Raw genomic sequence first — 22,020 nt, 5'->3', positions numbered from 1 at the left:
CTAGTCAGAAAAGCTCCCCGGTAAACTCATTGAATGGAATACGAGCATCCTGATACTCAAAGTTCACCAATTCCGACGTTTTGAGAAATCGATGCACCGCCTGGCAGTTATCGTCTCTGCCGATGAAGAGGTTTACCCTCTCGACCTCTGCCTGTGCCAATAACTTAGTATCGTTGGGGATAATTACGCGTTTACCTACCTGTACCACACCTTTTCGGCGGGCATCGTAGCTCGCGCGACCAAACTCCGACGCCTTAGTGGCGTGATCCAGATTAAACGGCAAAATGCGAATTTTAGACAAGGCTAGAGGCAGGTGATGGATGGAATCCATTACACCGTACTCTGCCGCCACGATCGTCGACAAGTAGATGATATCGCTTTTCCTTAGAAAGAATTCTAGGTACCTCCGGAAATTAGCGTGATCCGGATCGTTCGGATCCAGCACTCGAATTAAAAAACTGGTATCGAGAAGAATTTTGCTAACCTCCATACCCCCTGATGTCGCGCAGCCAGGAATCTTTGTCGGTGACCTGTTTCCAACTGGCCGCTGCCCGCTCGATTAGCTGGTCCAAATATCCGGACACATTATCGTCTGCTTGCCCGGTTTCCACGTAATCAATCAGCTTCGCCGACCCCGGGTCGTAGTTACCGGTTCCACGGTCCTGGAGAATGCTAATCCGCAACGTGAGCGGTTTGTACAAACGGTTGGTCTGATCCTTGGCGATTTGCTCGCGGGTAGCCGCCACGATCAATTTTCCGAATCGGTCGTCATTCACGTCCAAATGGATGTTCGGGTTCTGCTTTCCTCCTACGTTCGTGACAAACCCGCGAACGTACAATTCCGCCTGAGTCCACTGCCGCTCATCGACGACAAATTCGGTTTCGGAAGTAAGGCTAGTCAATTCAAGACTACCGTTCAGGATCGAGACGGTATCGCCGTGGCTGGCCGCCAATTGCCGCAGTCCCTGGAGTGCTTCGGCCGCGTGTTCCCCTACCGCAGCGAGCCGATAGTTTCCACCGAAGGCAATCAATCGCTGGGTCAGGTAATCCTCCGGTGCCTCGGTGTAGGCGTTGCGCAACAGCAAGCTTCCCTCTTCTATGAGGATATTTAAGCTTCCCGCGTCCGGAGCTACGTCAGCTACCAGTTCCTTAGCCAGTTTGAGCGCGCGGATCAGGTAATCCACGCCCACGTTGCTAGGCTTCAAGGGTTCTCCGTCCCGCTGACCGGTTATTTTTATCTGTATGCTGGATTCCGCTCCCATGGCCGATTAAAGATACGATTTGGAGCCCGATATGGTTGTCGCCACAGCACTAAAACGCCGGCATCGTAGCGCGTAATATTTGCTTGTCTGCCACCTATTCCGCTGCTTTTCCTGCCCTGGCATATTCACTATCCGCCCGCATCATCTCGATCAAAAGCCGCTTCTGCTCCGCCTTCATCTGCTGCCGGTACGCGTGTACGTCCTCGAACTTGATGCGGCGGTGCTTACCCACTTTGGTAAAGGGGATCTTTCCCTCCTCCAACAACTTTACGAGGTGGGGGCGGGAGCAGTTCAGCAGGTCCGCCGCCGCCTGTGTAGTCATTTCCGCGGCGATGGGGTAGACGGAAACGGCTTTCCCCTGACCAAGCGACTTGAGCACGTCGCGCAGTAGCTCGAGCGCCTGTCGCGGGACGGTAATGCGTTCGCCGGTCTCTTCGATCTCGATTTCCGGCGCCTCGGTACGCAGGTGCTTCAGCGCCTCGGTCAGGGCATCGTAGGAGGTGAGGGCTAGTTCTTGATCTTGCTTGGACGGCTTGGTGAAGGAATCGTGTTTGGCGTGGTTTGTGTTAGTAACTGGCATGGTGGTATTCGCTGACATCTCAAAAGGCAAGACAAATTTAATCGAAATAAACGAAACAGGCAAAATAATCGAAACGCTTGCGGCGGCGCGCAGGTGCCGGGCCTTCCTCCAACAGCAAACCCTCCCGGTTCCCTACCTTGCCGTCCATGATTACCGGAGCCCTAAAATCCCAGGTCGACGCCATCTGGAACCACTTCGCCAACGGCGGACTCACCAACGCCCTCACCGTCATCGAGCAGTTTACCTACCTGCTGTTTCTGCGGCGGCTGGACGAACAGCAAATCGCCGCGGAGCGCAAGGCCAACCTGCTCGGCGGGGCGGTGGAGGATCCCGTCTACGGACCGCAGGAGCAGCTCCTCCGCTGGAGCCGCTTCGTGGAGCTGGACCCGAAGTCGCTGCACGAGGTCTTCACTCGCGGCGTGGACGTGCGTACCCCGGAAGAGATCGCCGCGAAGGAAACCCCGCGGCTGCTCACCGCCTTCGATAAGATGAAGACCGTCGGCAAGGCCGGCGGCGTCTTCACCGAATACATGAAGGGGGCCACCTTCATGATCGACAAGCCGCGGCTGCTGGACCAGGTCGTGCGGGACATCAACAACATCGAGATGGCCGACCGCGACACGAAGGGCGACCTCTACGAGTACATGCTGTCCAAGATCGCCAGCGCCGGCCGCAACGGGCAGTTCCGGACGCCCCGCCACATCATCCGCATGATGGTGGACATGACCCGCCCCACCCGGCAGGACACCATCTGCGACCCCGCCTGCGGCACGGCCGGATTTCTGGTGAGTGCGGGAGAGTATATGCACGAGCGGCACAAGGACTGGTTCAACGACCGCGCCTTCCGCGAACACTACAACCGGACTATGTTCACCGGGGTGGAGAACGACCCCAGCATGCTGCGCATCGCGGCCATGAACCTGCAACTGCACGGCATCGACGACCCCAACCTCTTCAACCGCGACAGCCTCAGCAACGCCAACGCCGAACTGCGGGGCCAGTACTCGCTCATCCTCGCCAACCCACCCTTCAAGGGAAGCCTGGACTACGACGCCGTAGAGCCCGGCCTGCTGCAGACGGCCAAAACCAAAAAGACCGAACTGCTCTTCCTCTCCCTTATGCTGCGGATGCTCACCACCGGGGGCCGCGCGGCCGTGATCGTGCCGGACGGCGTACTCTTCGGCAGTTCCAAGGCCCACAAGACGATCCGCAAGGAGATCATCGAGAAGCACAAGCTGGAGGCCGTGGTGTCCATGCCCGGCGGGGTCTTCAAGCCCTACGCGGGGGTGAGTACGGCCATCCTGTTCTTCACCAAGACGGGCACCGGCGGTACCGACCGGGTCTGGTTCTACGATATGCAGGCCGACGGCTACAGCCTCGACGACAAGCGCGCCCCGGTGGCCGAAAACGACATCCCCGACATCGTAGCCCGCTTCCACGACCGCGCCGCTGAGTCCGACCGCAAGCGGACGGACCAGAGCTTCTTCGTCCCTAAGGCTGAGATAGTAGGACAGGACTACGACCTGAGCATCAACCGCTACAAGGAGATCGTGTACGAGGAAGTCGATTACGACCCTCCGGCCTCCATCATCGCGCGCATCAAGGCGCTGGAGCAGGAGCGGTTCGAGGGATTGGAGGAGCTGGAAAATATGTTGGGATGAGGGAAGTGAAATTAGGTGACTACATCACATTGGCTGGTGGGGGTACACCCAGCAAAAAGAATTTAAAATATTGGAATGGCAGCATACCCTGGGCAAGCGTCAAAGATTTAAAAGAAGATTTACTCACTAGCACAGTCGACTCTATTACAGAGGAAGGTCTAGCGAACTGCCCATCGTCCTTAATTAAGGCGGGAACTGTTGTCGTTTGCACTAGAATGGCTGTCGGCAAAGCAGTAATTACCGCTATTGATACTGCGATTAATCAAGATCTCAAGGCAGTCTATACTTCGAAGGAGCTAGACAAAAAATTCTTGTTCTATTTATTTAAAGCTAACGAAGATTATTTCAATAGCGTCGCCACTGGTGCAACAGTACAAGGTATAAAGATAGAGCATCTAAAAGGACTACGGTTTGTCCTCCCCCCCCTCCCCACCCAGCGCCGCATTGCCGCCGCCCTGGACCTGGCCGACCGGCAGCGGCAGCTGCTGCGGGAGGAGATCGCGGCCTACGGGCAGTTGGGGGAGAGCTTGTTTTTGGAGATGTTTGGGGATCCTGTTGGAAACAACAAGAATTTTCCAGTGTGCAAATTATTGAGCGCTTCGGAGCAAATTACGGATGGTACGCATCATTCACCTGAACCAAAAGAATTCGGTCGACCATATGTTACGGCAAAACATATCAAACTGCACGGTCTTGATTTCAAGGCAAAACCATCGTTCATTTCGGAAGAAGCACATCGAGAAATAATTAAAAGATGCTGTCCCGTAAAGGGAGATGTTCTTTACATTAAAGATGGAGCGACGACCGGGATTGCTTGCATAAATACCTTCGAAGAGTCCATTAGTTTGCTGTCAAGCGTGGCTTTAATTAAATTAAATAAAGACAAATTAAATGGGAATTACCTTGTGGCTCTACTAAATAATCTAAATATGCAGATGAGCCTACAAGATAAATATATGTCTGGGGCTGCCATCAAAAGATACACAATAGCAAAAATCAAAAGATTTGAAATACCTCTCCCCCCGATAGCTTCCCAAGATCAATTCGCCAACCGCATCCAAAAAATAGAAGCCCTAAAAGCCAAAGCCGAAGCCGCCCTCGCCGAGGCGGACGACCTGTTCAATGCGTTGCTGCAGCGGGCATTTCGGGGGGAGCTGTTTGGGGAAGGGGATAAGGGGATAAGGGGATAAGGGGATAAGGGGATAAGGGGATAAGGGGATAAGGGGGCTGACGATACGCTGTGTACAACGGTGGGGGAGTATGGTCATTGGGGAAAGCCTGCCGGCGGTCGCAACGGGGCTGTAGTCTACGTGGCTGCTGCATTGCCCTAAACCAGCAGCAGAAAGTCCGACCAAGAGCGTGACGATAATATATCAATCAGCGCAACGATATTAGCGTTGGTGGGAAGGCGTCAGCAGTTCCGGTTGCGGATCGAATGGGTCGAACGTGGAAGGCGGCAGTTGATATTTAGAACTTCACCGTTCGCTATGTTATTCAGTGAATGAATTCACAAATGAATATGTTAGAAGGGGGCTAAGGACCAGGTTAGCTACTGTTTGTAACGGAACAATAGTGCAGGGGAAAAAAGCTTACAATCCAAGCTTCCGGCGCTTTGAATCCAGTTTGAGGCCAAGTAATTCGTAGATGCGCTGGCCGAGTAGAAAGACTTCGGTGCAACCCACTGCTGGGCTTCCGGCGTCATCCCGTTCAAAACTGTGTTCGGCGTTTTGCATGGCCTCCGATAGGTGGATGGGATGAGTTCTGGAGTCGAAACCTCCGGGTACGATCTCGTTCAGATGAGGCTTCCAGTTTTGGCTGTAGTCACAGCCTATAAACGATGGGCGCTCGGAGTGGAAGTGGTAGGCTAGCCATACCTCGAAGCAGGGATTACTCTGTACAACGAAATAATCTGAATGCTCAGCAATCAACTCGCGTAAGCGGTCGATCTTGTCCGCCCAGCGATCGGTATCGATGACGAACCAGACCTGGTCGCCTTCCCGTAGCTCCAGCTCCGCGCTACCGTTTTCCGGATGCGAGGTGATCAACCGCTGAAAGTGATGAAACAGGCCTTCGGGAGAATTATCGCCATCGGGTGAAGGCCGTACCACCTCGATCTGCACCCGGGAATCCATTTCCGCGAAGTAGCTGAAATAGTCGCCCTCACGGCGGATGCCTTCGCAAACGATGACCAATTTCGTGGCGTCCTCAGAAGGCGGCTCACGCTTGTAGGCACGATTTCTAGACAGGATCATACTCGTGCCAATTCAGTTCTTCCAGGTTGCCAGTAAAGGGAATAGCTCCATAACGGCCGTTCAGGTAGCCCCGCTGGATGTCCATGGTGTGGTGCTCCCGAAATTTGCTTAATGAGTATAGATCGGTACTACCTAGGGAATTTTTTTCCGCAAACCAGATCTCGTCGCGCCGCAGAATCGATTGGTCAAGCAGGTTTGACTCGTGGGTAGTAAATATTAGTTGGCCTTGCGTTTTCGGATCCTCGCTGAACTTAGCGATGAGTTCCTTAATGATGGCTGGATGTAAGCTGCGCTCAATCTCATCGATAAAATACACGACTGGCTTTTGCACCACCTCCTGGAAAATAGGGATTAGGTGCACCAGACGGCGCGAGCCGTCGGATTCCTGATCGAGGGTGAATAGACGCTCTTTTCCCGCCGCTGTAGCGTGTTTGGTTAGGAGATGCTGAACAAAGATTTCGTCGCTCTCTTCCACGATGGTGTATTCGTTGCCGCCTTCATTGGAGAGGGTGATGATTCCGGTACCGGCTTTTGCCAAGTGTTCCTTTATCTCATCTATTTGCTGAGTGGCATCGCGGCCGAAAAATTCCTTTAAGGGTGTTCTGGCAAGGTGGATTCCATCGATACCAAGGTTGTATGCCTTTATCATTTGGTCGGCGTAGCGGTACATGGCTGGATCGCGGCTTAAGAAGTAAGCCATGGCCCTTGCCGGGTCATCCGGAGCAATCACCTTTAGTCCCTGCAACAGCCAGTCAGCGGCTTCCTGCAGTTCGGGTAGCCGCGCCACCTTGAGTGTCGTCAAATAGCGGAGTGCGGGTTTGTCCGGTACGAGTAAGTTGTTTTCAAGTAAGTCCTGGAGTACCCGATTCTTATCATCTTGGTAAAAGGCTTCACCAAAGCGGATACTAACGCGGCCGTCGACCACGCTACGTTCGAATATTAACCGATCCTCACCATCTCCTAGACTTGATACGTACAGCTCTTCCGCGGTCAGCGTACCGTTGACAACTTGTATTGCGTAGATGAAGGCATTGGTTTCCGCCTGAAATTCAATGGCCAAAGTGGTAGGGCGGTGACGGCCCTCTTCGTCGAGTTTAAAATGCCATCCGCCCGGGCGGGCGGGGATACTTTCGTTGTATGTCAGGTAGGAAAGAAAACTCAACGCCTTGACTAGATTGGATTTTCCCGCAGCGTTAGCTCCGTAGATCGCGGCAAGTTTCAGAACGGATTGATTGCCGACGGGGTAAGTATGGTGTTCAAGTTTGCGGTACCGCTCGTTGGGTAACATATTAAACTCCCGCTCCTCCCCGAACGAAAGAAAATTATCAATAATTAGCCGGATGAGCATGGCGTGAAAATTTCACGCTAAGATACGGTAGTGTAGGGTAATGGTGCCGGCGGTTCTTAAATCGGAACAGAGAACATACTCAATCGAGATCGTAACTGATTGCTACGATTATTCGTGAACAGGGTCCCCCTGCACCCGCGCCCCGCCGCCCCTAACTCCGCCGTTCCTATATTTGAGCAGTACGCATCCCTTAGTAGTGAGCAACTTCACCTTCCTGAAATCCGAGTGGCCGGATCTTTATAATAAAGCCCGCCGCGCGGAACTACGCGCCCACCCCGAACCGGTGAGCAGCCTGAGCTACTGCCGGCTGGCGCTGGAGCAGGCGATCCACGAGCTGTACCGAATGGAGGTGCTGGAGCTACCGTACAATACCGGCCTGAACAGCCTGCTGATCGAGCCCGAGTTGGAACGGCTGCTGCCAGATGCCCTCACCGAGGGGCTGCACATCGTGCGGAAGTACGGCAACCACGCTGCCCACTACGGCCGGCGCGTCAGCAACCGGGAGGCGATCGTCGGGCTGAAGTACCTCTTCCCCTTCCTCAAGTGGCTGGCCGGAAAGTACAGCGCTGCGGAGCCCGTGCTGCCGGGGCATTTCGATGAAGGACAACTCCCGAAGGAAGGGCCCGCCCGCGCCCTGCGCAAGCAACTTTCGGAGGCGGTCGGCATGGGGCTGGACCTGGAGCAGCGCCTGCGCGACCTGCAGGCGGAGCGCGACGCGGCCCTGGAACTCGCCCAGCGCAACGAGCGCGACCTGACCGCCCTGCGGCACCAGCAGGACGCCCAACGTGCCAAGATCCACCACCGCAAGGAAGGCCGCAGCGTACCGGTAGCCACCGAGTTCAACGAGGCGGAAACCCGGGGTCACCTCATCGACGCGGCGCTGCGGGAGGCGGGCTGGGACGATCTCCGGAAAGGTTACGAACTGGAGTTTCCGGTGCAGGGCATGCCGGTGTCGACGAGTAATCCCAAGGGCAACGGCTACGTGGACTACGTGCTGTGGGATACCGATGGGCTGCCGCTCGCCCTCATCGAGGCCAAACGCACCAGCAAGGATTCCGAGGCCGGCGAGTACCAGGCCCGGCTCTACGCCGACGCGCTGGAGCAGCAGACGGGGCGGCGACCCATCATCTTCTACACCAACGGCTACCGCACCATGCTGTGGGACGACACCTTCTACGGGCAACCGCGACGGGTGTACGGCTTTTACAGCCAGTCGGAGCTGCAGTGGATGATCCGCCAGCGGGAACTGCGCCGCGACATCCGGCAGGCGGCCCCCGATGCCGAGATCGCCGGGCGTGCCTACCAGCAGGAGGCGATCCGGCGGGTGAGTGAGCAATTTTTGGCTACGTCATCAGGGGGAGGGGCCCCTGATGTAAGTCAGGTGCAAAGTCTTCGCGGCAACAAGCGCAGTGCCCTGCTCGTGATGGCCACGGGCAGCGGCAAGACCCGCACAGCTGCCGCCCTGGTGAAACTACTGGCCGAGCACGGCTGGGTCAAGCGTGTGCTCTTCCTCGCCGACCGCAACGCGCTGGTGACCCAGGCCAAGGAAAGCTTTGCGGAGCACCTGCCCGACTACAGTGCCGTAGACCTGACCCAGGCGAAAGAGAACGAAGACACCCGCCTGGTCTTCAGTACCTACCCGACGATGATGAACAAGATCGACGGGCTGCGGGAGGAGGATACCCGCTTCTACGGCGTCGGTCACTTCGACCTGATCATCGTGGACGAGGCGCACCGCAGCGTCTACAACCGCTACCGAGCAATCTTCGAGTACTTCGACGCCCTGGTGGTGGCCCTGACAGCTACGCCGAAGTCGGCCATCGACCATAATACCTACGAGCTTTTCGGCTGCTCCGACGACGACCCCACCTTCGAGTACCCGCTGGAGGCCGCCGTGCCGGTGTACCTGAAGGGCTACGAGAACTACGATGTGTCTACCCAGTTCCTGCGCGAGGGCATCCGCTACGCCGAACTGAACGAGCGGGAGAAGGCGCGCTACGAGGAGGAGTTCCGCGACGATACCACCGGGCTCTTTCCGGAGGAGATCGCCGCCAACGCCATGAATAAGTGGCTGTTCAATAAGGATACCGCCTACAAGGTGATCGACGAGCTGATGGCCCACGGCCTGCACATCGAAGGCGGGGACAAACTGGGCCGCACCATCATTTTCGCGGTAAATAAGCGGCACGCGGAGTTCATCACGACCTGCTTCCGCGAGCGGTACCCGGAGTTGCCGTCGGGCTTCGTCGCCACGGTGCACAATGGGGTGAGTCACGCGCCCGCCCTGATCAAGAGCTTCTGCGACAAGCACGTCGAGCGCGACCCCCAGGTGGCCGTCTCGGTCGATATGATGGACACCGGCGTGGACGCGCCGCGGGTACTGAACCTGGTTTTCTTCAAGGTGGTGCGGTCGTACGCCAAGTTCTGGCAGATGATCGGTCGGGGCACGCGGCTGTGCCCGGACGCCTTCGGGCCGGACCGGCCGAAGGAGGTCTTCCGCATCTTTGACGTGTGCCAGAACTTCGAGTTCTTCGACGTCAATAAGAACGGTAAGGATGCGGCCGGTCACAAGGCGATCACCCAGCAAATCTTCGAGTCGCGGCTGCAACTGAGTCAATTGCTGTTGCAGACGGGGGACGCCGACGACCGCGCGCTGGCGGCCGAGTTGCTGGACGGACTGCACGGCGAAGTGCATCACCTGGCGGGCGTGGCCCAGATGCAACGCTTTCGGGTAGCGATGCAACGGGAGCACGTCGATGCCTTTCAGGAGCGCGACCGCTGGAATAACCTGAGCAACGACGACATCCACCGCATCAACGAATACCTCTCGGCGCTGCCCGAGCCGGAGGCCGTGCACGAATCGGCCCGCCGCTTCGACCTAATGATGCTGAAGATGCAGATCGCCCGCGCCTTGCAGCTCAACCGCGACGTCGAGCGGCTGGAGAACAAACTGGTGGAGACCGCCAACGAGCTGGGAAAGAAGTTCGGGGTGCCGGAGGTGGCGGAGCGCGCCGAGCTGATCGGCCGCTTGCAGGACCCCGACTTCTACCGCGACCTAACGCAGCGCAAACTCGAGGAGATCCGGACGGAGATACGGGAGCTCTTGCAGTACCTCGAGCATCAGAAGCAGGCGATCGCCTACACGGACTTTGAGGATACGGTGCATACGACCAGTCTCCAGGATCCGGTAGCCAGTCGACCGGCGGGGGCGCTGTACCGCAAACGCGTCGAATCCTTCCTCCGCGAGAACCGCCACCACGTTACCATACGCAAACTGTCTACCAATCAGCCCATCACCCCCGCGGAGCTGACGGCCCTGGAGGACCTCCTCTTTGACGGCGGCGAGTGCGGTACGCGGGAAGATTTTGCGGCCGCCTACGGCGAGCAGCCGCTGGGCAAGTTCGTTCGCAGTTTACTCGGTCTGGACGAAGCCGCCGCCCGCGCCGCCTTTGCCGACTTCCTCCGCACCGCGCCGTTGCAGGCGGATCAGATGACGTTCATCGACAATATCATCCGCTACCTCACGCAGAACGGGACGATCGAGCCGTCCATGCTCTTTGAAGCGCCCTTTACGGACCAGCACGATCAGGGCGTATTCGGCCTGTTCGATGACGCGGCCAGCCGGCGGATCGTGGGGATCTTGCGGGAGGTTAATGGGAATGTGGGGTGAGAAAGCATCGAGGCTAAAAGAAGCGTATTGTAAAGGGGTGAATAGGAGGACCTAGCTTTGGGTCATTCAATAACCACTCAATTACTTTCGCTACGCCAAAGTCTGATAAAACCAAAGGCGATAAGTCTGCTGGATTACCCAGTAAAAAACACGGGAAAAAGTCCGGTAAAGGCCGCGATAATGTTTCGCAGACACCTGACGACAAGTGAATTTCTGGCGTCCCGTTCATTAAGAAGGGGCGCCGGTTTTCAAACTATCAAGCCATGTTCCTATTTATATGCGTTTTTCTATGCCTAATTACTGTAGCCTGCTATGCAAAGCAGGAAGTAGCACGGTGGTATAGAGTATCCATGCCCACGTTTAGAAAATGGATACAATACTTAAGCAAAAAAATAAGCTACAGTGATTGGAAGAAAAGAAGAAAGCTCTCTTGGTTGGAAATTCAGGTAATTTTTGAGGAATTTGGGGATCCTAATAGTGGGGAATGCCTAACCAAGGGGCAGATTGTCGAGTGCTGTGAATCCACTTACCGTGTTATCGCTGATATGGTGGTTAGAAAAGCAGAAGAACTCGGCTTTGGGTTGGTTGCTTACCGTGCGGTAGACATATACCCCCCCGCTGATCGCCAATCGGATGGTGGCTATACTTTGATTTGATCGTCAGCAAGCACTTAGGTATAAGCCTTATAAGAATGTAAGCCTGACTATGTATGGCCTGAGCTGCGTGTTGACCGTGTCTGCACCAAAAGTGGCTTACCAAAGGGGGCATTACATAGTTCAATTCATCAACTTTATATTTTAGGCCGCCTAAATAGAATTTGGCTTCCGAGTTTATACGCACGTAGAAACTCAGTCCCGACTTTCTAATTTAAGGGCCCAAATTAAAAAGTAAGCCAGCCGGAGATGCACTGTACCTTGAAAAAAACCCGGCACCTGCGCGCCGCCGCCCCAACCTATACACTCCTCCGATGAGGCCTCCTACCGTTAGCTCGCATCGGATGACCGCTGCCGGCGGGTGGTCCTGCGGGCAACGCAGTAATGCACCAATTCAACCACGCACCAATCTAGTCCCTGACGAGCGCCAAGCGCATCCGCTTGATCCGGTCCTCCAGTTTCTCCGAGGAGATGCGCTCCCGCAGCCGGTCCACGATGAGGGCGAAGGAGAAGGGGGTGGCCTTGGCGGGCGTCATGAATAAGATGGTCTGGGCGTTAATGCGGTCCAGGGCGGCACGCAGGCGGGCCTCCTGCAGCTGGAAGGTCATGATCTCGTCGTAGGCCTGCTGGAGGAGGAGATTGGTGGGCTCGTAGTCGCTGAAGACGTCGAAGAACAGCTGGGAGCCGCTCTGCAGGTGTTTTTCCTTCTTGTGCTTGCCAGGGTAGCCCTTGAAGATGAGCCCCGCGATGGCGGCAATGTCCCGGAAGCGCCGGCGGGCCATCTCGGTGGCGTTGATGCCGGCGTTGAGGTCGTGGTTGAGTTCGGCGACGTTGAAGAGGTCGCTGCCCAGGGCCTCCTCGATGGGGATCGGCTGATCGCTCAGGAGCTCGAAGCCGTAGTCGTTCATGGCGATGGTGAAGGTGAGGGGGGCGAACTGCGCGATGCGGTAGGCGATCAGCGAGGCCAGCCCCTCGTGGATGCCGCGGCCTTCGCAGGGGTAAACAAGCAAGTGCCAGCCCTCGCGGTCGTGGAAGTACTCGATCAGTAGCTCACCGGGGGAGGGGACGGCGCTGCGTTGTACCTGGATATCGCGCAGCGGGGCCAGTTTTAGCAGCTCGGGATCGTGGTAATCCTCCCGCTTCATCTCGCCCATCGCCAGGCGGAGAAACTCGCTCAGCTGGCTGGACAACTGCATCCGTCCGCCGCGCCAGCTCGGCACCTTACCCTTCTTGGCGTTGCTGCGCTTGACCAGGGCGTCGTTGCCCTTGACCTTGACGAACTTCAGGCTGCGCCCCGCGAACCAGAAGGTATCGCCCGGCTTCAGGCTGGAGATGAAGTATTCCTCGATGCTGCCGACGTAGCCGCCGCTCAGGTACTTGATCGTAAGGGTCGTCTCGCTCACGATGGCACCGATGCTCATGCGGTGCATGGTGGCGACGCGCTTGCTCTCGACCGTGTAGACGCCATCGTCGTTGCGGATGACCTTGTGGTATTCATCGTAGGCCCCCAGGCTGTTGCCCCCTGTAGTGATGAAGTCGAGGCACCAGGCAAACTCCTCGTCGGTGATCGAGGCGTAGCAGTAGGTGCCGCGTACCTCGCGCAGGATCTCGTTGCGCCGGAAGCCCCCGCTCACCGCCAGGGTTACCAGGTACTGCACCAGCACGTCGAAGCTGCGGATATACGGGATGCGACTTTCGATGATCCCGCCCTCCATGCACCTGCGCAGCGCCGACGCCTCCAGTAGTTCCATGCTGTGCGTAGGCACGAAGTGGATGGTCGAGGTGGCGCCCGGCTGGTGGCCGCTGCGCCCCGCCCGCTGCAGGAAGCGGGCCACGCCCTTGGGGCTGCCGATCTGGACGATGGTCTCCACGGGGCGGAAGTCCACGCCCAGGTCTAAACTGGAGGTACACACCACCGCCTTCAGCGTGCCCTCGTGGAGGGCGTCCTCTACCCAGTCGCGCAGTTCGCGGCTGATGCTGCCGTGGTGCATGGCGATGGCGCCGGACAGGTCGGGATCGGCGTCGAGCAGCCGCTGGTACCAGATCTCGCACTGGCTGCGGGTGTTGGTGAAGATGAGCGTGGAGCCGGAGGAGTAGATGATCGGGATCACCTTTTCCAGCAGTTTGATGCCGAGGTGGCCGGCCCAGGGGAAGGTCTCGATCTCGTCGGGCAGCACGGTGATCATCTCGATCTGCTTGGCGTGGCGGGCCCGGACGATGGTGCGGCCGCTGGCGAACTGCTCCGGAACGAGCACGTCCAGCGCCTCCTCCATATTACCGATGGTGGCCGAGATACCCCAGGTGCGGAAGGCGTCGCCGCGCAGGCCCCGCAGCCGGCTCAGGGCCAGTTCCACCAATACGCCGCGCTTGGTGCCGAGCAGCTCGTGCCACTCGTCGGCCACCACCACACGCAGGTCACCGAAGAACTTTTCGTAGCCCTTGCTGGCCATCAGGAGGTGCAGACTCTCGGGGGTGGTGATGAGGATCTCGGGCGGCTTGCTGCGCTGCTTGGTCCGGTCGGAACTGCTGGTGTCACCGGAGCGGATGCCCACCCGCCACTTCATGCCCAGGTCCTCGATGGCCCGCTCGGCCGCCGACTGGATCTCCCGCGTCAGCGCCCGGATGGGGGTGAGCCACACGGCGCGCAGCCCGTTGTTGGCCTTGCCGGGATCATCGGGGTGCTCCGCCAGGAACTCCAGCAGGATGGGCATGATGAGGGAGTACGTCTTGCCGCTGCCCGTGGGTGCGTTGACGAGTCCGCTCTTGCCGGCGAGGTAGGCAGCCCAGGCTTCCTGCTGGAAGGGGAAGGCCGTCCAGCCGCGGTCGGTGAACCAGGCGTCGCCGCGGCGGAGTAGGTCTTGTTGGGTGAGGGGGGCGGACACGGGAGTGGAACGGTGGAGTGGGGTGGGGGGTTCTGCCCGGGTTGAGCACCTACGGTGCGATTTGGATTCTGCAGGCTTCGGCTGAAGCATCGGACCGGAGGTCCTCAACCCGTGTTTTGTGGTGAACCCTAAAACATCAGGCCGGAGGCCCTCAACCCAAGCCCCATGCCGAACCTTACCTTGCACCACCAAAGCAATAACATGTTCTCCGCCCAGACCTACACCGACCGCCGCCAAAAACTAGCCGAAGCCATCACCGAAGGCCTCATTCTCCTGCCCGGCAACGGCGAGGCCGCCATGAACTACACCGGCAATACCTACCCCTTCAAGCAGGACAGCAACTTCCGTTACTTCGCCGGCCACAACCGGCCCGACCTGGTACTGACCGTTGATGCGAAAAGCGGCGAGAGCTATCTCTACGGCGACGATCCCACCCTCGACGATATCGTCTGGATGGGCGAGCAGCCCCTCGTGAAGGAGCTGGCCGAGCGGATCGGCGCCCGCCACGGCGGCCGGCTGGATCAGCTCGAGCCGGCGCTGTCCCGCGCCACGACCGTACACTTTTTACCGCCCTACCGCGAGGAACGCCGCCGCCAACTTCGTGCTTGGTTCGGTACCGACCGTTCCCCCAGCAAAGCCCTCATTCGGGCGGTGGTCGAGCTGCGGGCCGTGAAGAGTGAGGAGGAGATCGCCGAGATGAATGCCGCCGTCCGCACCAGTCTGCAAATGCACGAGGCCGCCCACCGCAACCTGCAGGCCGGCATGACCGAAGCCGAAGTGGCCGGGCTCATCGAGGGGCTCGCCATCAGCGCCGGCGGCCGCCTAGCGTATCCGGCCATCGTGAGCCGTGACGGCCACATCCTGCACAACCACCACCACAGTAACACCCTCCGCGACGGCGACCTGCTCCTCATCGATGCTGGCGCCGAATCCCCCTCCGGCTACGCGGGCGACATCACCCGCACCTTCCCCGTGAGCGGTGAGCTCACCGACAAGCAGCGGGCCGTCTACGACATCGTCGACCGCGCCAAAACCGAGGCCATCGCCGCCCTCGCCCCGGGCAAGCCCTACCGCGAGATCCACGACGCCTCCGCCCGTACCATTGCCGCCGGCCTGAAGGAGCTCGGACTGATGAAGGGCGACCCCGCCGCCGCCGTGGAGGCCGGCGCCCACGCCCTCTTCTACCCCCACGGACTGGGACACCTAATCGGGCTCGATGTGCACGACATGGAAGACTTAGGCGAGGACGTGGTCGGCTACGACGACGAGTTCCGGCGCAGTACGCTGTTCGGTACCCGCAACCTCCGCCTGGGCCGCCGCCTGCGCGAGAATATGGTCGTAACCGTGGAGCCAGGCATCTACTTCATCCCCTTCCTCACCGACCGCTGGCGCGAGGGGGGAAAGCACACGGACTTCATCAACTACGACGCCCTGGCGGCTTACCGCGACTTCGGCGGCATCCGGCTGGAGGATGACGTAGTGGTCGGGGCCGCGGGTGCCAGGGTCCTGGGGTAGGAGCCGGGGGGCTGGCTTGTCGGCCAGTTGGCCTTGCACCCGCGTCCGCGCCCGAAATGCGGGGCAAGCTGCACCTAATCCGGAGCCTTCGCGTTAGATTGGGAGTCGAACCCCGAAAGCTATGCCTACCCTCCTTCTCCTCTGCCTGCTGGGCCTTGCCCCCTGTCTGCTGTCCGCCCAGTCCAACCAGTTGGCCCAGCAGTACTATATGGACGGCGAGTATGAAAAGTCGGCCGAGCTGTACCGGGCACTGGCCGAGCAGAACTACAACCCCTTCTACTTCGAGCGCTACGTCAGCAGCCTCATGAACCTGCGGCGGTACGACGAGGCGGAGTCGTCCATCAAGAAGCAACTCAAGCGGACCCCCGAGGACCTGACGCTGCACGTCCGCTACGGACAGCTGCTCGAGCAGCGGATGGAGGACGACAAGGCCAAGAAGCAGTACGACGCGGCGATCGACGCGCTGCGGGGCGACAAGCTGCAAATCACCCAGTTGGCCAATGCCTTCCTCATCCTGACCAAGTATGACTACGCCATCCGCGCCTACGAGCGCGGTACCGAACTGCTGAAGGAAGACGGCGCCTTCAGCTTCAACCTCGGCGACCTCTACCGCCGCAAGGGCGACACCGAACCCATGGTCAGCAATTACCTGGACGCCCTGGTGCAGGATCCGAGGCGGGCGCGCAACGTGCAGACCTACTTCCAGCGCTACCTCGACGCCGAGGGCCTGCTGGAGGCCCAGAAGCAACTGTACGCCCGCATCCAGGCTGACAAGAAGGACAACCCGCTCTACCCCGAGATGCTGGCCTGGGTGGCCATCCAGCGCAAGGACTATAAATCGGCCCTCCGTCAGGTGCGCGCCCTGGACCGCAAACTCGGCGAGAACGGCGACCGCGTGCTCGACCTCGGCCGGCTGGCCGCCAACGCCCGGGACTACGAGACGGCCATCGGCGCCTTCGACTACATCACCGAAAATAAGCCGGAGGGCTCGCCCTTCTACCTGGACGCCAAGCGGGAGGGCCTGCTGACCCGCCGCCGCGCCATCACCGACGGCTACGACTACACGGAAAACGACCTGCGCATCCTGGAAGCCGCCTACGAGGAATTCCTGGGCCAGTTCGGCAACAACCCCGCCAGCGCCCGCATCGCCACCCAGCTCGCCGAGCTGGAGGCCCTGTACCTCAACGATTTGGACAAAGCGACGGGCATCCTGCAGCGTATCGTCGAGCTCAACGGCGTGAACGAAACCGTCCGGGCCGAAGCCAAGCTGGCGCTGGCCGACTACTACCTCATGCAGGGGGAAGTGTGGGAGTCCACCCTGCTCTACAGCCAGGTAGACAAGCAGTTCAAGGAAGACCTGCTGGGCCACGAGGCACGCTTCCGCAACGCGCGGCTGAGCTACTTTCGCGGCGACTTCGAGTGGGCGCAGTCGCAGTTCGACGTCCTGAAGGCCTCCACCTCGCGCCTGATCGCCAACGATGCCCTGGACCTGTCGGTGTTCATCATGGATAACCTCGGCCTGGATACCAGCGCCACCGCCCTGCAGACTTACGCCGACGCCGAGCTGCTTATGTTCCAGAACAAGTACGATGAGGCCTTCGCCACCCTCGACGGACTGCTGCGCGACTTCCCCGGCCACGACCTGGAAGACGACGTCGTGTACCTGCGCGGCCGCATCTACCAGAAGCTGCGCCGCTACCCCGAAGCCGCCGCCCAGTACCAGCAGGTGGTCGACACCTACCCCAAAAGTATCCGCCTCGACAACGCCCTTTTCGCCCTGGCCGGCCTCTACGAGAACCAGCTCGGTGACCGGGAGCGGGCCCAGGAACTCTACGAAACCCTCTTCATCGACTACAGCAACAGCATTCTGGCCGTGGAGGCCCGCAAGAAGTACCGGGAGCTGCGGGGGGATACGGTGCAGTAGTTGCTGGCTTGCTAGGTGGGTGAGTTATTGCGTTGCTGGCTGGTCCGCAGCGCAAGTACGAAGCTGCCTCCGGCAGCGCCAGTACAATGCGGCCTCCGGCCGCGCCATGTCCATCCGTACCACAGCGAAGCGCAGCAGGCAATTTGTGAGAAACCTACTCCGCCACAGCCCCATACCCCTCCCGACCTGCGCGGGATCGTTTGCACCTCCAACGAAAAAACCTTCTATTCCCTCCACTAAAAGCCATTCCCCCCGCATCCAATTGGCGTCCCCGCCCTAAATCCGTTATCTTTAGTCAAATACCCGGCCCAATGCGTACCCTAGGACTAACTTCCCGCTTTTTCCTCATCGGGCTTGGCCTTTCCGCCGCGCTCACCCTGCTCGCCTGGGGATTCCGTACGGCTCCGGACGCTGCCCGCGAAGAACTTCAGGCACAGATCAGCACTTCCACCGTACCTACCTCCTGCTTCCCGGCGCCGGCCGCGAAGGAAAGTACCCGGCCGTTGTTCCCCGCCTGTGGAGAGTTGCCGGACTTCAATGACCGAAGGGAGTGCTCGGACAAGGCCATGCTGCAGTATATCTACAAGCACATCCGCTACCCGAAGGAGGCCAAGGACGATAACGCTACCGGGATGGTAGTGGTCCGCTTTCCAATAGATGCCCTCGGGAATACCGGCCTGCCCGTAGTGGTCCGCAGTCCGCACCCCGCCCTCGGTGAGGCCGGCCTCAAGGTGGTGCGTCAAATGCTGAGGTACCACAACAGGTGGGAGCCCGCCCGCGCCGACGGAAAGCCGGTCGCGCAGGACTTCATGCTTCCCATCCAGTTCAAATTGGAGTAGGAAGTGTCGTACCTTACACTACTAGCAAATGGTAGAAAGGTATGCGCACGCTCGGTCTCACGTCCCGCTATTTCAGGCTCGGTATCCTGTTTACCGTACTGTTTGCCGCTGCCGGAACGGTGGGGAGGCAGGATTGTATAGCCCCTACCGAAGCTTCAGACTCGGCAAAGTTGGCGGTATCCGTCTGCGGTCCCGGAAGCGGACAACAGCTTACCGGTAGGTTCCGGTTGCCCACGGTACCGCGCTTGCGGGTGCCGGGGCCCGAGCGGCGCACGCTTCCGGTGTATCCGGGTTGTGAGGACGTTCCCGACTACGAGCAGCGGATGGTCTGCAGCTTCCGGGCGCTCAACGCCTTTATCCGACAGCAACAGCAGGACCCCACGGGTTCGCCGGCCGAAGTCCTGATGGTCAATGCTACGGTACTCGCCAGTGGAAAATTGGTCAACGCCCGTATCCGGCAGGATGCCGATCCCCGCAATAGCGAGGAAGCGCTGCGCGTGGTCCGCGTCTTGCAGGAGGGCGACGTCCGCTGGACGCCGGGCACCGTTGCGGGCCGGCCGACCGCTATGCCGGTAAAGCTGACCTTTCGCTTCCACAGGGCTGCCTGCGGCCACTAGGCGGCGGCGCGCGGGTGCGGGGAAGGCCCCGGGGAGTTATGTAGGCGTGGCGACCTTCGTCGGGGGGCATCGTCCGCAACGATACCGGCGGGGTGGTGTTATGAAGGAGCATCCATTCCCCAACTTTCCGTGCGTAAACTATTCGTCTTTCTTACCCTGGCCCTCCTCGTGGCCTGCAACACCTACCAGCCCCTCACCGGCACGGTACCGGACGATGCGGACAGCTGGAAGACGAAGGTGATCCCGCCCAGTCCGCAACCGCAGGATGGTGATCCGGTGGCGGGACTCGACTACCTCATCCACGGCGACTACATCGGCAGCGGTATCCCTCTGGAGATCATGCGGAAACAGTCGGCGAAGATGGACCTAGACAGTCTCTACCCCCGCAACGCGCTCAACGAAGGCATCCCCTATTATATGACGGCCTTCATTGCCCCGAACGGCACCGAGACGGTCAACGGCAACTGCTTCACCTGCCACGCCGGCAAGGTGGACGGTCAGCTGGTGCTGGGACTGGGCAACAGCTTTGCCGAGTGGGAAAAGAGTATGGTACCCATGGGTGCCGTGATGCGGATGGGTATGAGCCTGAAGTACAAGCGCGACGACCCGGAAACGGTGGCCTTCGAGGATTTCGGGAAGTACTTCAAGAAGATGGCCCCCACCGTCAAGCTCAACCAGCCCGGTGCCAATCCCGCCTTCCGCCTGGCCGAGGCCTGCATGATGCACCGCAACCCCGAGGACCTCACCTACGTGGAGGAGCCGGAGTTTGACATGTGGGAGTACAACATCGGTACCGATACCCCGCCGCTCTGGCACGTCGGTAAGAAGAATGCTCTCTACTACACGGGCACCGGCCGGGGCGCCATGTCCAAGTTGCTGCTGCAGGCGAGCGTCCTCGGCATACCCGACAGCAGCCAGACCCGCAAGTCCGAGATCGCCTTCCGCGACGTGTACGCCTTTCTCGCCCAACTGGAGCCGCCGGCCTACCCGGGCGCGATCGACGCGCCGCTGGCCCGCGAGGGGGAGGCAATTTTCAACGACAAGTGCTCCGGTTGCCACGGCACGTATGGTACGGAGGAGACCTACCCCAACAAGGTGGTCAACGTGAAGGTGGTGAAGACCGACCCCCTCTACGCCGACTACATCCAGCAATCGGCGATCGTCGACTGGTACAACAGCAGCTGGTTCGCCACGAGTGAGCCGCAGTCGTCCTTCTCTCCGTCGTACGGCTACGTGGCCCCGCCCCTCGACGGCATCTGGGCTTCGGCACCCTACCTGCACAACGGTTCCGTACCCACGGTGTACGAGCTGCTCAAGTCCGACGCCCGCCCCACGCGCTGGACCCGTGACGGCAAATCCACCAGCTACGACCACGAAAAGCTGGGCTGGCAGTACGACCCGGAACCGAAAAACGCCAAGTGGACCTTCGACACCACGGTACCCGGATACGGCAACGGCGGCCATACGTTCGGCGATAAGCTCAGCGAGGAAGAGCGCTGGGCGGTGGTGGAGTATCTTAAGACGTTGTGAACTGGGTGCTAGGTGCTGGCTGCCCGCGCCTCTGATGCATAGCAACCAGCAACTAGTAACCAGCCAACCAGCAACCAGCTGCAACTTACCTTCAGGCGAGCACGTTGCAAAAAGACCAAATAAAAGCTCCCTCACCATGGAATCGAAAAGACAACGGCAGGTCGCCGAAATGATCAAGCGCAACTTCAGCATCGTACTCCAGCAGGAAGGGTCATACATCTACGGTACCCAGCCCCTGGTAACGGTGATGGACGTGCAGGTGAGCCCCGACCTTAGCGTGGGCAAGGTGTACCTGAGCATCTGGAATACCGAGAACAAGCAGGCCGTCATCTTGCAGATGGACGAGGAACATATCCGCCTGAAGAGTGCCCTGGCCCACCGCCTGAAGCGCCACCTGCGCCGGCTGCCGGAGCTTTCCTACTTCATTGACGAGACGCTCGACGAGATGAACAAGGTGGACAACATCTTCGACAAACTCTACGCCGAGGACCAGATGCCCGAGGGGCAACAGTCGGCCAAAGACGAATAACCGCTACCGTCATGCTCAGCAAGCGCAACTTCGGGAACGTCATCAAGTGGCCACTGGGGCTGCTGGCGATCATGTACGTGGTCTTCATCGTTGATTATTACCTCACGGGGGGACTGCTGAGCGCGTACTACGGACTGCACACGCGGGAGTTGGCCGGCCTGCCGGGCATCATAACCGCTCCCTTTCTGCACGCCAGCTGGGGGCATCTGCTGAGTAACACCGTCCCCTTTGTATCCCTTACCGGTCTGCTGGTATTCTTCTATCCCCGGCTGTGGCCGCGGGTGCTCGCCTCCCTTTGGCTGGGCACCGGCGTACTGGTGTGGATACTGGCCCGGCAGGCTACCCACATCGGGGCCAGTGGGGTAGTGTACGCCCTGGCCTCCTTTCTGGCCTTCAGCGGCTTTTTCCGGCGCGACTTCCGTGCCGTAGTGGTGTCCCTGATTGTCTTGTTCTACTACGGCGGCATCGTGGTCGGCATCCTACCCGGCGAGCAGGGCGTAAGCTGGGAAAGTCACCTGCTCGGTCTTGTGATGGGGATCTTCGGTGCCTACGCCTACCGGGGCGAACTGGAGGAGCACGAGGTGAAAGCCCGGCGGAAGAAAGCGGCAAAAAAGCAGCAGCAGCGAGCGAAGGAGCCCTTCCTCGACGCCGACGCCTTCGCGAAAACCAAGAAAGAACGCGACAACGAAGCCTTCTGGGGAAAACTCAAACAGCTCAGCGAGCGGGAACGCCTGGAGCGGTAGTAGGATGCTGCCTCC

At 59.4% G+C, this 22,020-nt stretch carries 17 protein-coding genes; 11 read left to right on the top strand and 6 right to left on the bottom strand.

Annotated elements, in window-relative coordinates; all coding sequences use genetic code 11:
• Positions 1–4: 4 nt before the first annotated feature.
• From DQG19_RS10145 to DQG19_RS10135, 3 genes are all read right to left on the bottom strand, one after another.
• Positions 5–490, bottom strand: coding sequence for a type II toxin-antitoxin system VapC family toxin (locus DQG19_RS10145; protein ID WP_116126148.1), 486 nt, complete (start codon positions 488–490; stop codon positions 5–7).
• On the bottom strand, positions 480–1,184 hold the full coding sequence (locus DQG19_RS10140) for a hypothetical protein (RefSeq protein ID WP_157974435.1): 705 nt from the start codon (positions 1,182–1,184) through the stop codon (positions 480–482). The genes DQG19_RS10145 and DQG19_RS10140 overlap by 11 nt, the downstream gene beginning before the upstream one ends.
• A gap of 172 nt (positions 1,185–1,356) precedes the next feature.
• A complete protein-coding gene (locus DQG19_RS10135; protein ID WP_116126447.1) occupies positions 1,357–1,842 on the bottom strand; it encodes a helix-turn-helix domain-containing protein in 486 nt (161 codons plus the stop codon).
• 146 nt (positions 1,843–1,988) lie between these two features.
• Between DQG19_RS10135 and DQG19_RS10130 the strand changes: the two genes are divergently transcribed.
• Entirely contained in the window at positions 1,989–3,503 is a 1,515-nt protein-coding gene (locus DQG19_RS10130) for a class I SAM-dependent DNA methyltransferase (protein WP_116126146.1), read from the top strand.
• On the top strand, positions 3,500–4,693 hold the full coding sequence (locus DQG19_RS10125; RefSeq protein ID WP_116126145.1) for a restriction endonuclease subunit S: 1,194 nt from the start codon (positions 3,500–3,502) through the stop codon (positions 4,691–4,693). The genes DQG19_RS10130 and DQG19_RS10125 overlap by 4 nt, the downstream gene beginning before the upstream one ends.
• A gap of 399 nt (positions 4,694–5,092) precedes the next feature.
• Here DQG19_RS10125 and DQG19_RS10120 read toward each other — a convergent pair whose 3' ends face one another.
• Together DQG19_RS10120 and DQG19_RS10115 are read right to left on the bottom strand one after the other, a co-directional pair.
• Complete coding sequence (locus DQG19_RS10120; protein WP_116126144.1) at positions 5,093–5,755, bottom strand: RloB family protein; 663 nt, start codon at positions 5,753–5,755, stop codon at positions 5,093–5,095.
• On the bottom strand, positions 5,742–7,103 hold the full coding sequence (locus DQG19_RS10115; protein WP_116126143.1) for an AAA family ATPase: 1,362 nt from the start codon (positions 7,101–7,103) through the stop codon (positions 5,742–5,744). The genes DQG19_RS10120 and DQG19_RS10115 overlap by 14 nt, the downstream gene beginning before the upstream one ends.
• Positions 7,104–7,299: 196 nt before the next feature.
• On the opposite strand from DQG19_RS10115, the gene DQG19_RS10110 reads away from it, so the two are divergent.
• Both DQG19_RS10110 and DQG19_RS20850 read left to right on the top strand, forming a co-directional pair.
• Positions 7,300–10,773: a DEAD/DEAH box helicase family protein gene (locus DQG19_RS10110; RefSeq protein WP_116126142.1), complete on the top strand. Its 3,474-nt coding sequence runs from the start codon at positions 7,300–7,302 to the stop codon at positions 10,771–10,773.
• A 350-nt stretch (positions 10,774–11,123) separates the two neighbouring features.
• Positions 11,124–11,429, top strand: coding sequence for a hypothetical protein (locus DQG19_RS20850; RefSeq protein WP_157974434.1), 306 nt, complete (start codon positions 11,124–11,126; stop codon positions 11,427–11,429).
• A gap of 407 nt (positions 11,430–11,836) precedes the next feature.
• Here the strand turns inward: DQG19_RS20850 and DQG19_RS10105 are convergent, their stop codons facing one another.
• The gene (locus DQG19_RS10105; RefSeq protein ID WP_232826481.1) at positions 11,837–14,308 is read right to left on the bottom strand and encodes a ligase-associated DNA damage response DEXH box helicase; all 2,472 of its coding nucleotides are present in this window, start codon (positions 14,306–14,308) and stop codon (positions 11,837–11,839) included.
• A 165-nt stretch (positions 14,309–14,473) separates the two neighbouring features.
• Between DQG19_RS10105 and DQG19_RS10100 the strand changes: the two genes are divergently transcribed.
• The 7 genes from DQG19_RS10100 (at position 14,474) to DQG19_RS10070 (ending at position 22,005) form a co-directional block, all read left to right on the top strand.
• Positions 14,474–15,823, top strand: a complete 1,350-nt coding sequence (locus tag DQG19_RS10100) for an aminopeptidase P family protein (RefSeq protein WP_232826480.1) — start codon at positions 14,474–14,476, stop codon at positions 15,821–15,823.
• Between the two features lie 121 nt (positions 15,824–15,944).
• The gene (locus tag DQG19_RS10095) at positions 15,945–17,747 is read left to right on the top strand and encodes a tetratricopeptide repeat protein (protein WP_232826479.1); all 1,803 of its coding nucleotides are present in this window, start codon (positions 15,945–15,947) and stop codon (positions 17,745–17,747) included.
• Positions 17,748–18,058: 311 nt separating this feature from the next.
• Positions 18,059–18,586: an energy transducer TonB gene (locus tag DQG19_RS10090; RefSeq protein ID WP_116126139.1), complete on the top strand. Its 528-nt coding sequence runs from the start codon at positions 18,059–18,061 to the stop codon at positions 18,584–18,586.
• Positions 18,587–18,756: 170 nt separating this feature from the next.
• On the top strand, positions 18,757–19,203 hold the full coding sequence (locus DQG19_RS10085) for a hypothetical protein (RefSeq protein WP_157974433.1): 447 nt from the start codon (positions 18,757–18,759) through the stop codon (positions 19,201–19,203).
• Between the two features lie 129 nt (positions 19,204–19,332).
• Complete coding sequence (locus tag DQG19_RS10080; RefSeq protein ID WP_116126137.1) at positions 19,333–20,733, top strand: c-type cytochrome; 1,401 nt, start codon at positions 19,333–19,335, stop codon at positions 20,731–20,733.
• Positions 20,734–20,869: 136 nt separating this feature from the next.
• Complete coding sequence (rbfA, locus tag DQG19_RS10075; protein WP_116126136.1) at positions 20,870–21,262, top strand: 30S ribosome-binding factor RbfA; 393 nt, start codon at positions 20,870–20,872, stop codon at positions 21,260–21,262.
• An 11-nt stretch (positions 21,263–21,273) separates the two neighbouring features.
• Entirely contained in the window at positions 21,274–22,005 is a 732-nt protein-coding gene (locus tag DQG19_RS10070; RefSeq protein ID WP_116126135.1) for a rhomboid family intramembrane serine protease, read from the top strand.
• Positions 22,006–22,020 lie beyond the last annotated feature (15 nt).

The sequence above is a fragment of the Lewinella sp. IMCC34183 genome (genome assembly GCF_003390915.1).
GTDB lineage: Bacteria > Bacteroidota > Bacteroidia > Chitinophagales > Saprospiraceae > Neolewinella.
This window is presented reverse-complemented; position numbering and strand designations above follow the sequence as displayed.

Bases quoted from the DNA above. Each gene is read 5' to 3' on its own strand.
- DQG19_RS10115 (WP_116126143.1), bottom strand. From the start codon at position 7,103: ATGCTCATCCGGCTAATTATTGATAATTTTCTTTCGTTCGGGGAGGAG.
- DQG19_RS10100 (WP_232826480.1), top strand. From the start codon at position 14,474: ATGCCGAACCTTACCTTGCACCACCAAAGCAATAACATGTTCTCCGCC.
- DQG19_RS10125 (WP_116126145.1), top strand. From the start codon at position 3,500: ATGAGGGAAGTGAAATTAGGTGACTACATCACATTGGCTGGTGGGGGT.
- DQG19_RS10135 (WP_116126447.1), bottom strand. From the start codon at position 1,842: ATGCCAGTTACTAACACAAACCACGCCAAACACGATTCCTTCACCAAG.
- DQG19_RS10130 (WP_116126146.1), top strand. From the start codon at position 1,989: ATGATTACCGGAGCCCTAAAATCCCAGGTCGACGCCATCTGGAACCAC.
- DQG19_RS10120 (WP_116126144.1), bottom strand. From the start codon at position 5,755: ATGATCCTGTCTAGAAATCGTGCCTACAAGCGTGAGCCGCCTTCTGAG.
- DQG19_RS20850 (WP_157974434.1), top strand. From the start codon at position 11,124: ATGCCCACGTTTAGAAAATGGATACAATACTTAAGCAAAAAAATAAGC.
- rbfA (WP_116126136.1), top strand. From the start codon at position 20,870: ATGGAATCGAAAAGACAACGGCAGGTCGCCGAAATGATCAAGCGCAAC.
- DQG19_RS10070 (WP_116126135.1), top strand. From the start codon at position 21,274: ATGCTCAGCAAGCGCAACTTCGGGAACGTCATCAAGTGGCCACTGGGG.
- DQG19_RS10095 (WP_232826479.1), top strand. From the start codon at position 15,945: ATGCCTACCCTCCTTCTCCTCTGCCTGCTGGGCCTTGCCCCCTGTCTG.
- DQG19_RS10090 (WP_116126139.1), top strand. From the start codon at position 18,059: ATGCGTACCCTAGGACTAACTTCCCGCTTTTTCCTCATCGGGCTTGGC.
- DQG19_RS10145 (WP_116126148.1), bottom strand. From the start codon at position 490: ATGGAGGTTAGCAAAATTCTTCTCGATACCAGTTTTTTAATTCGAGTG.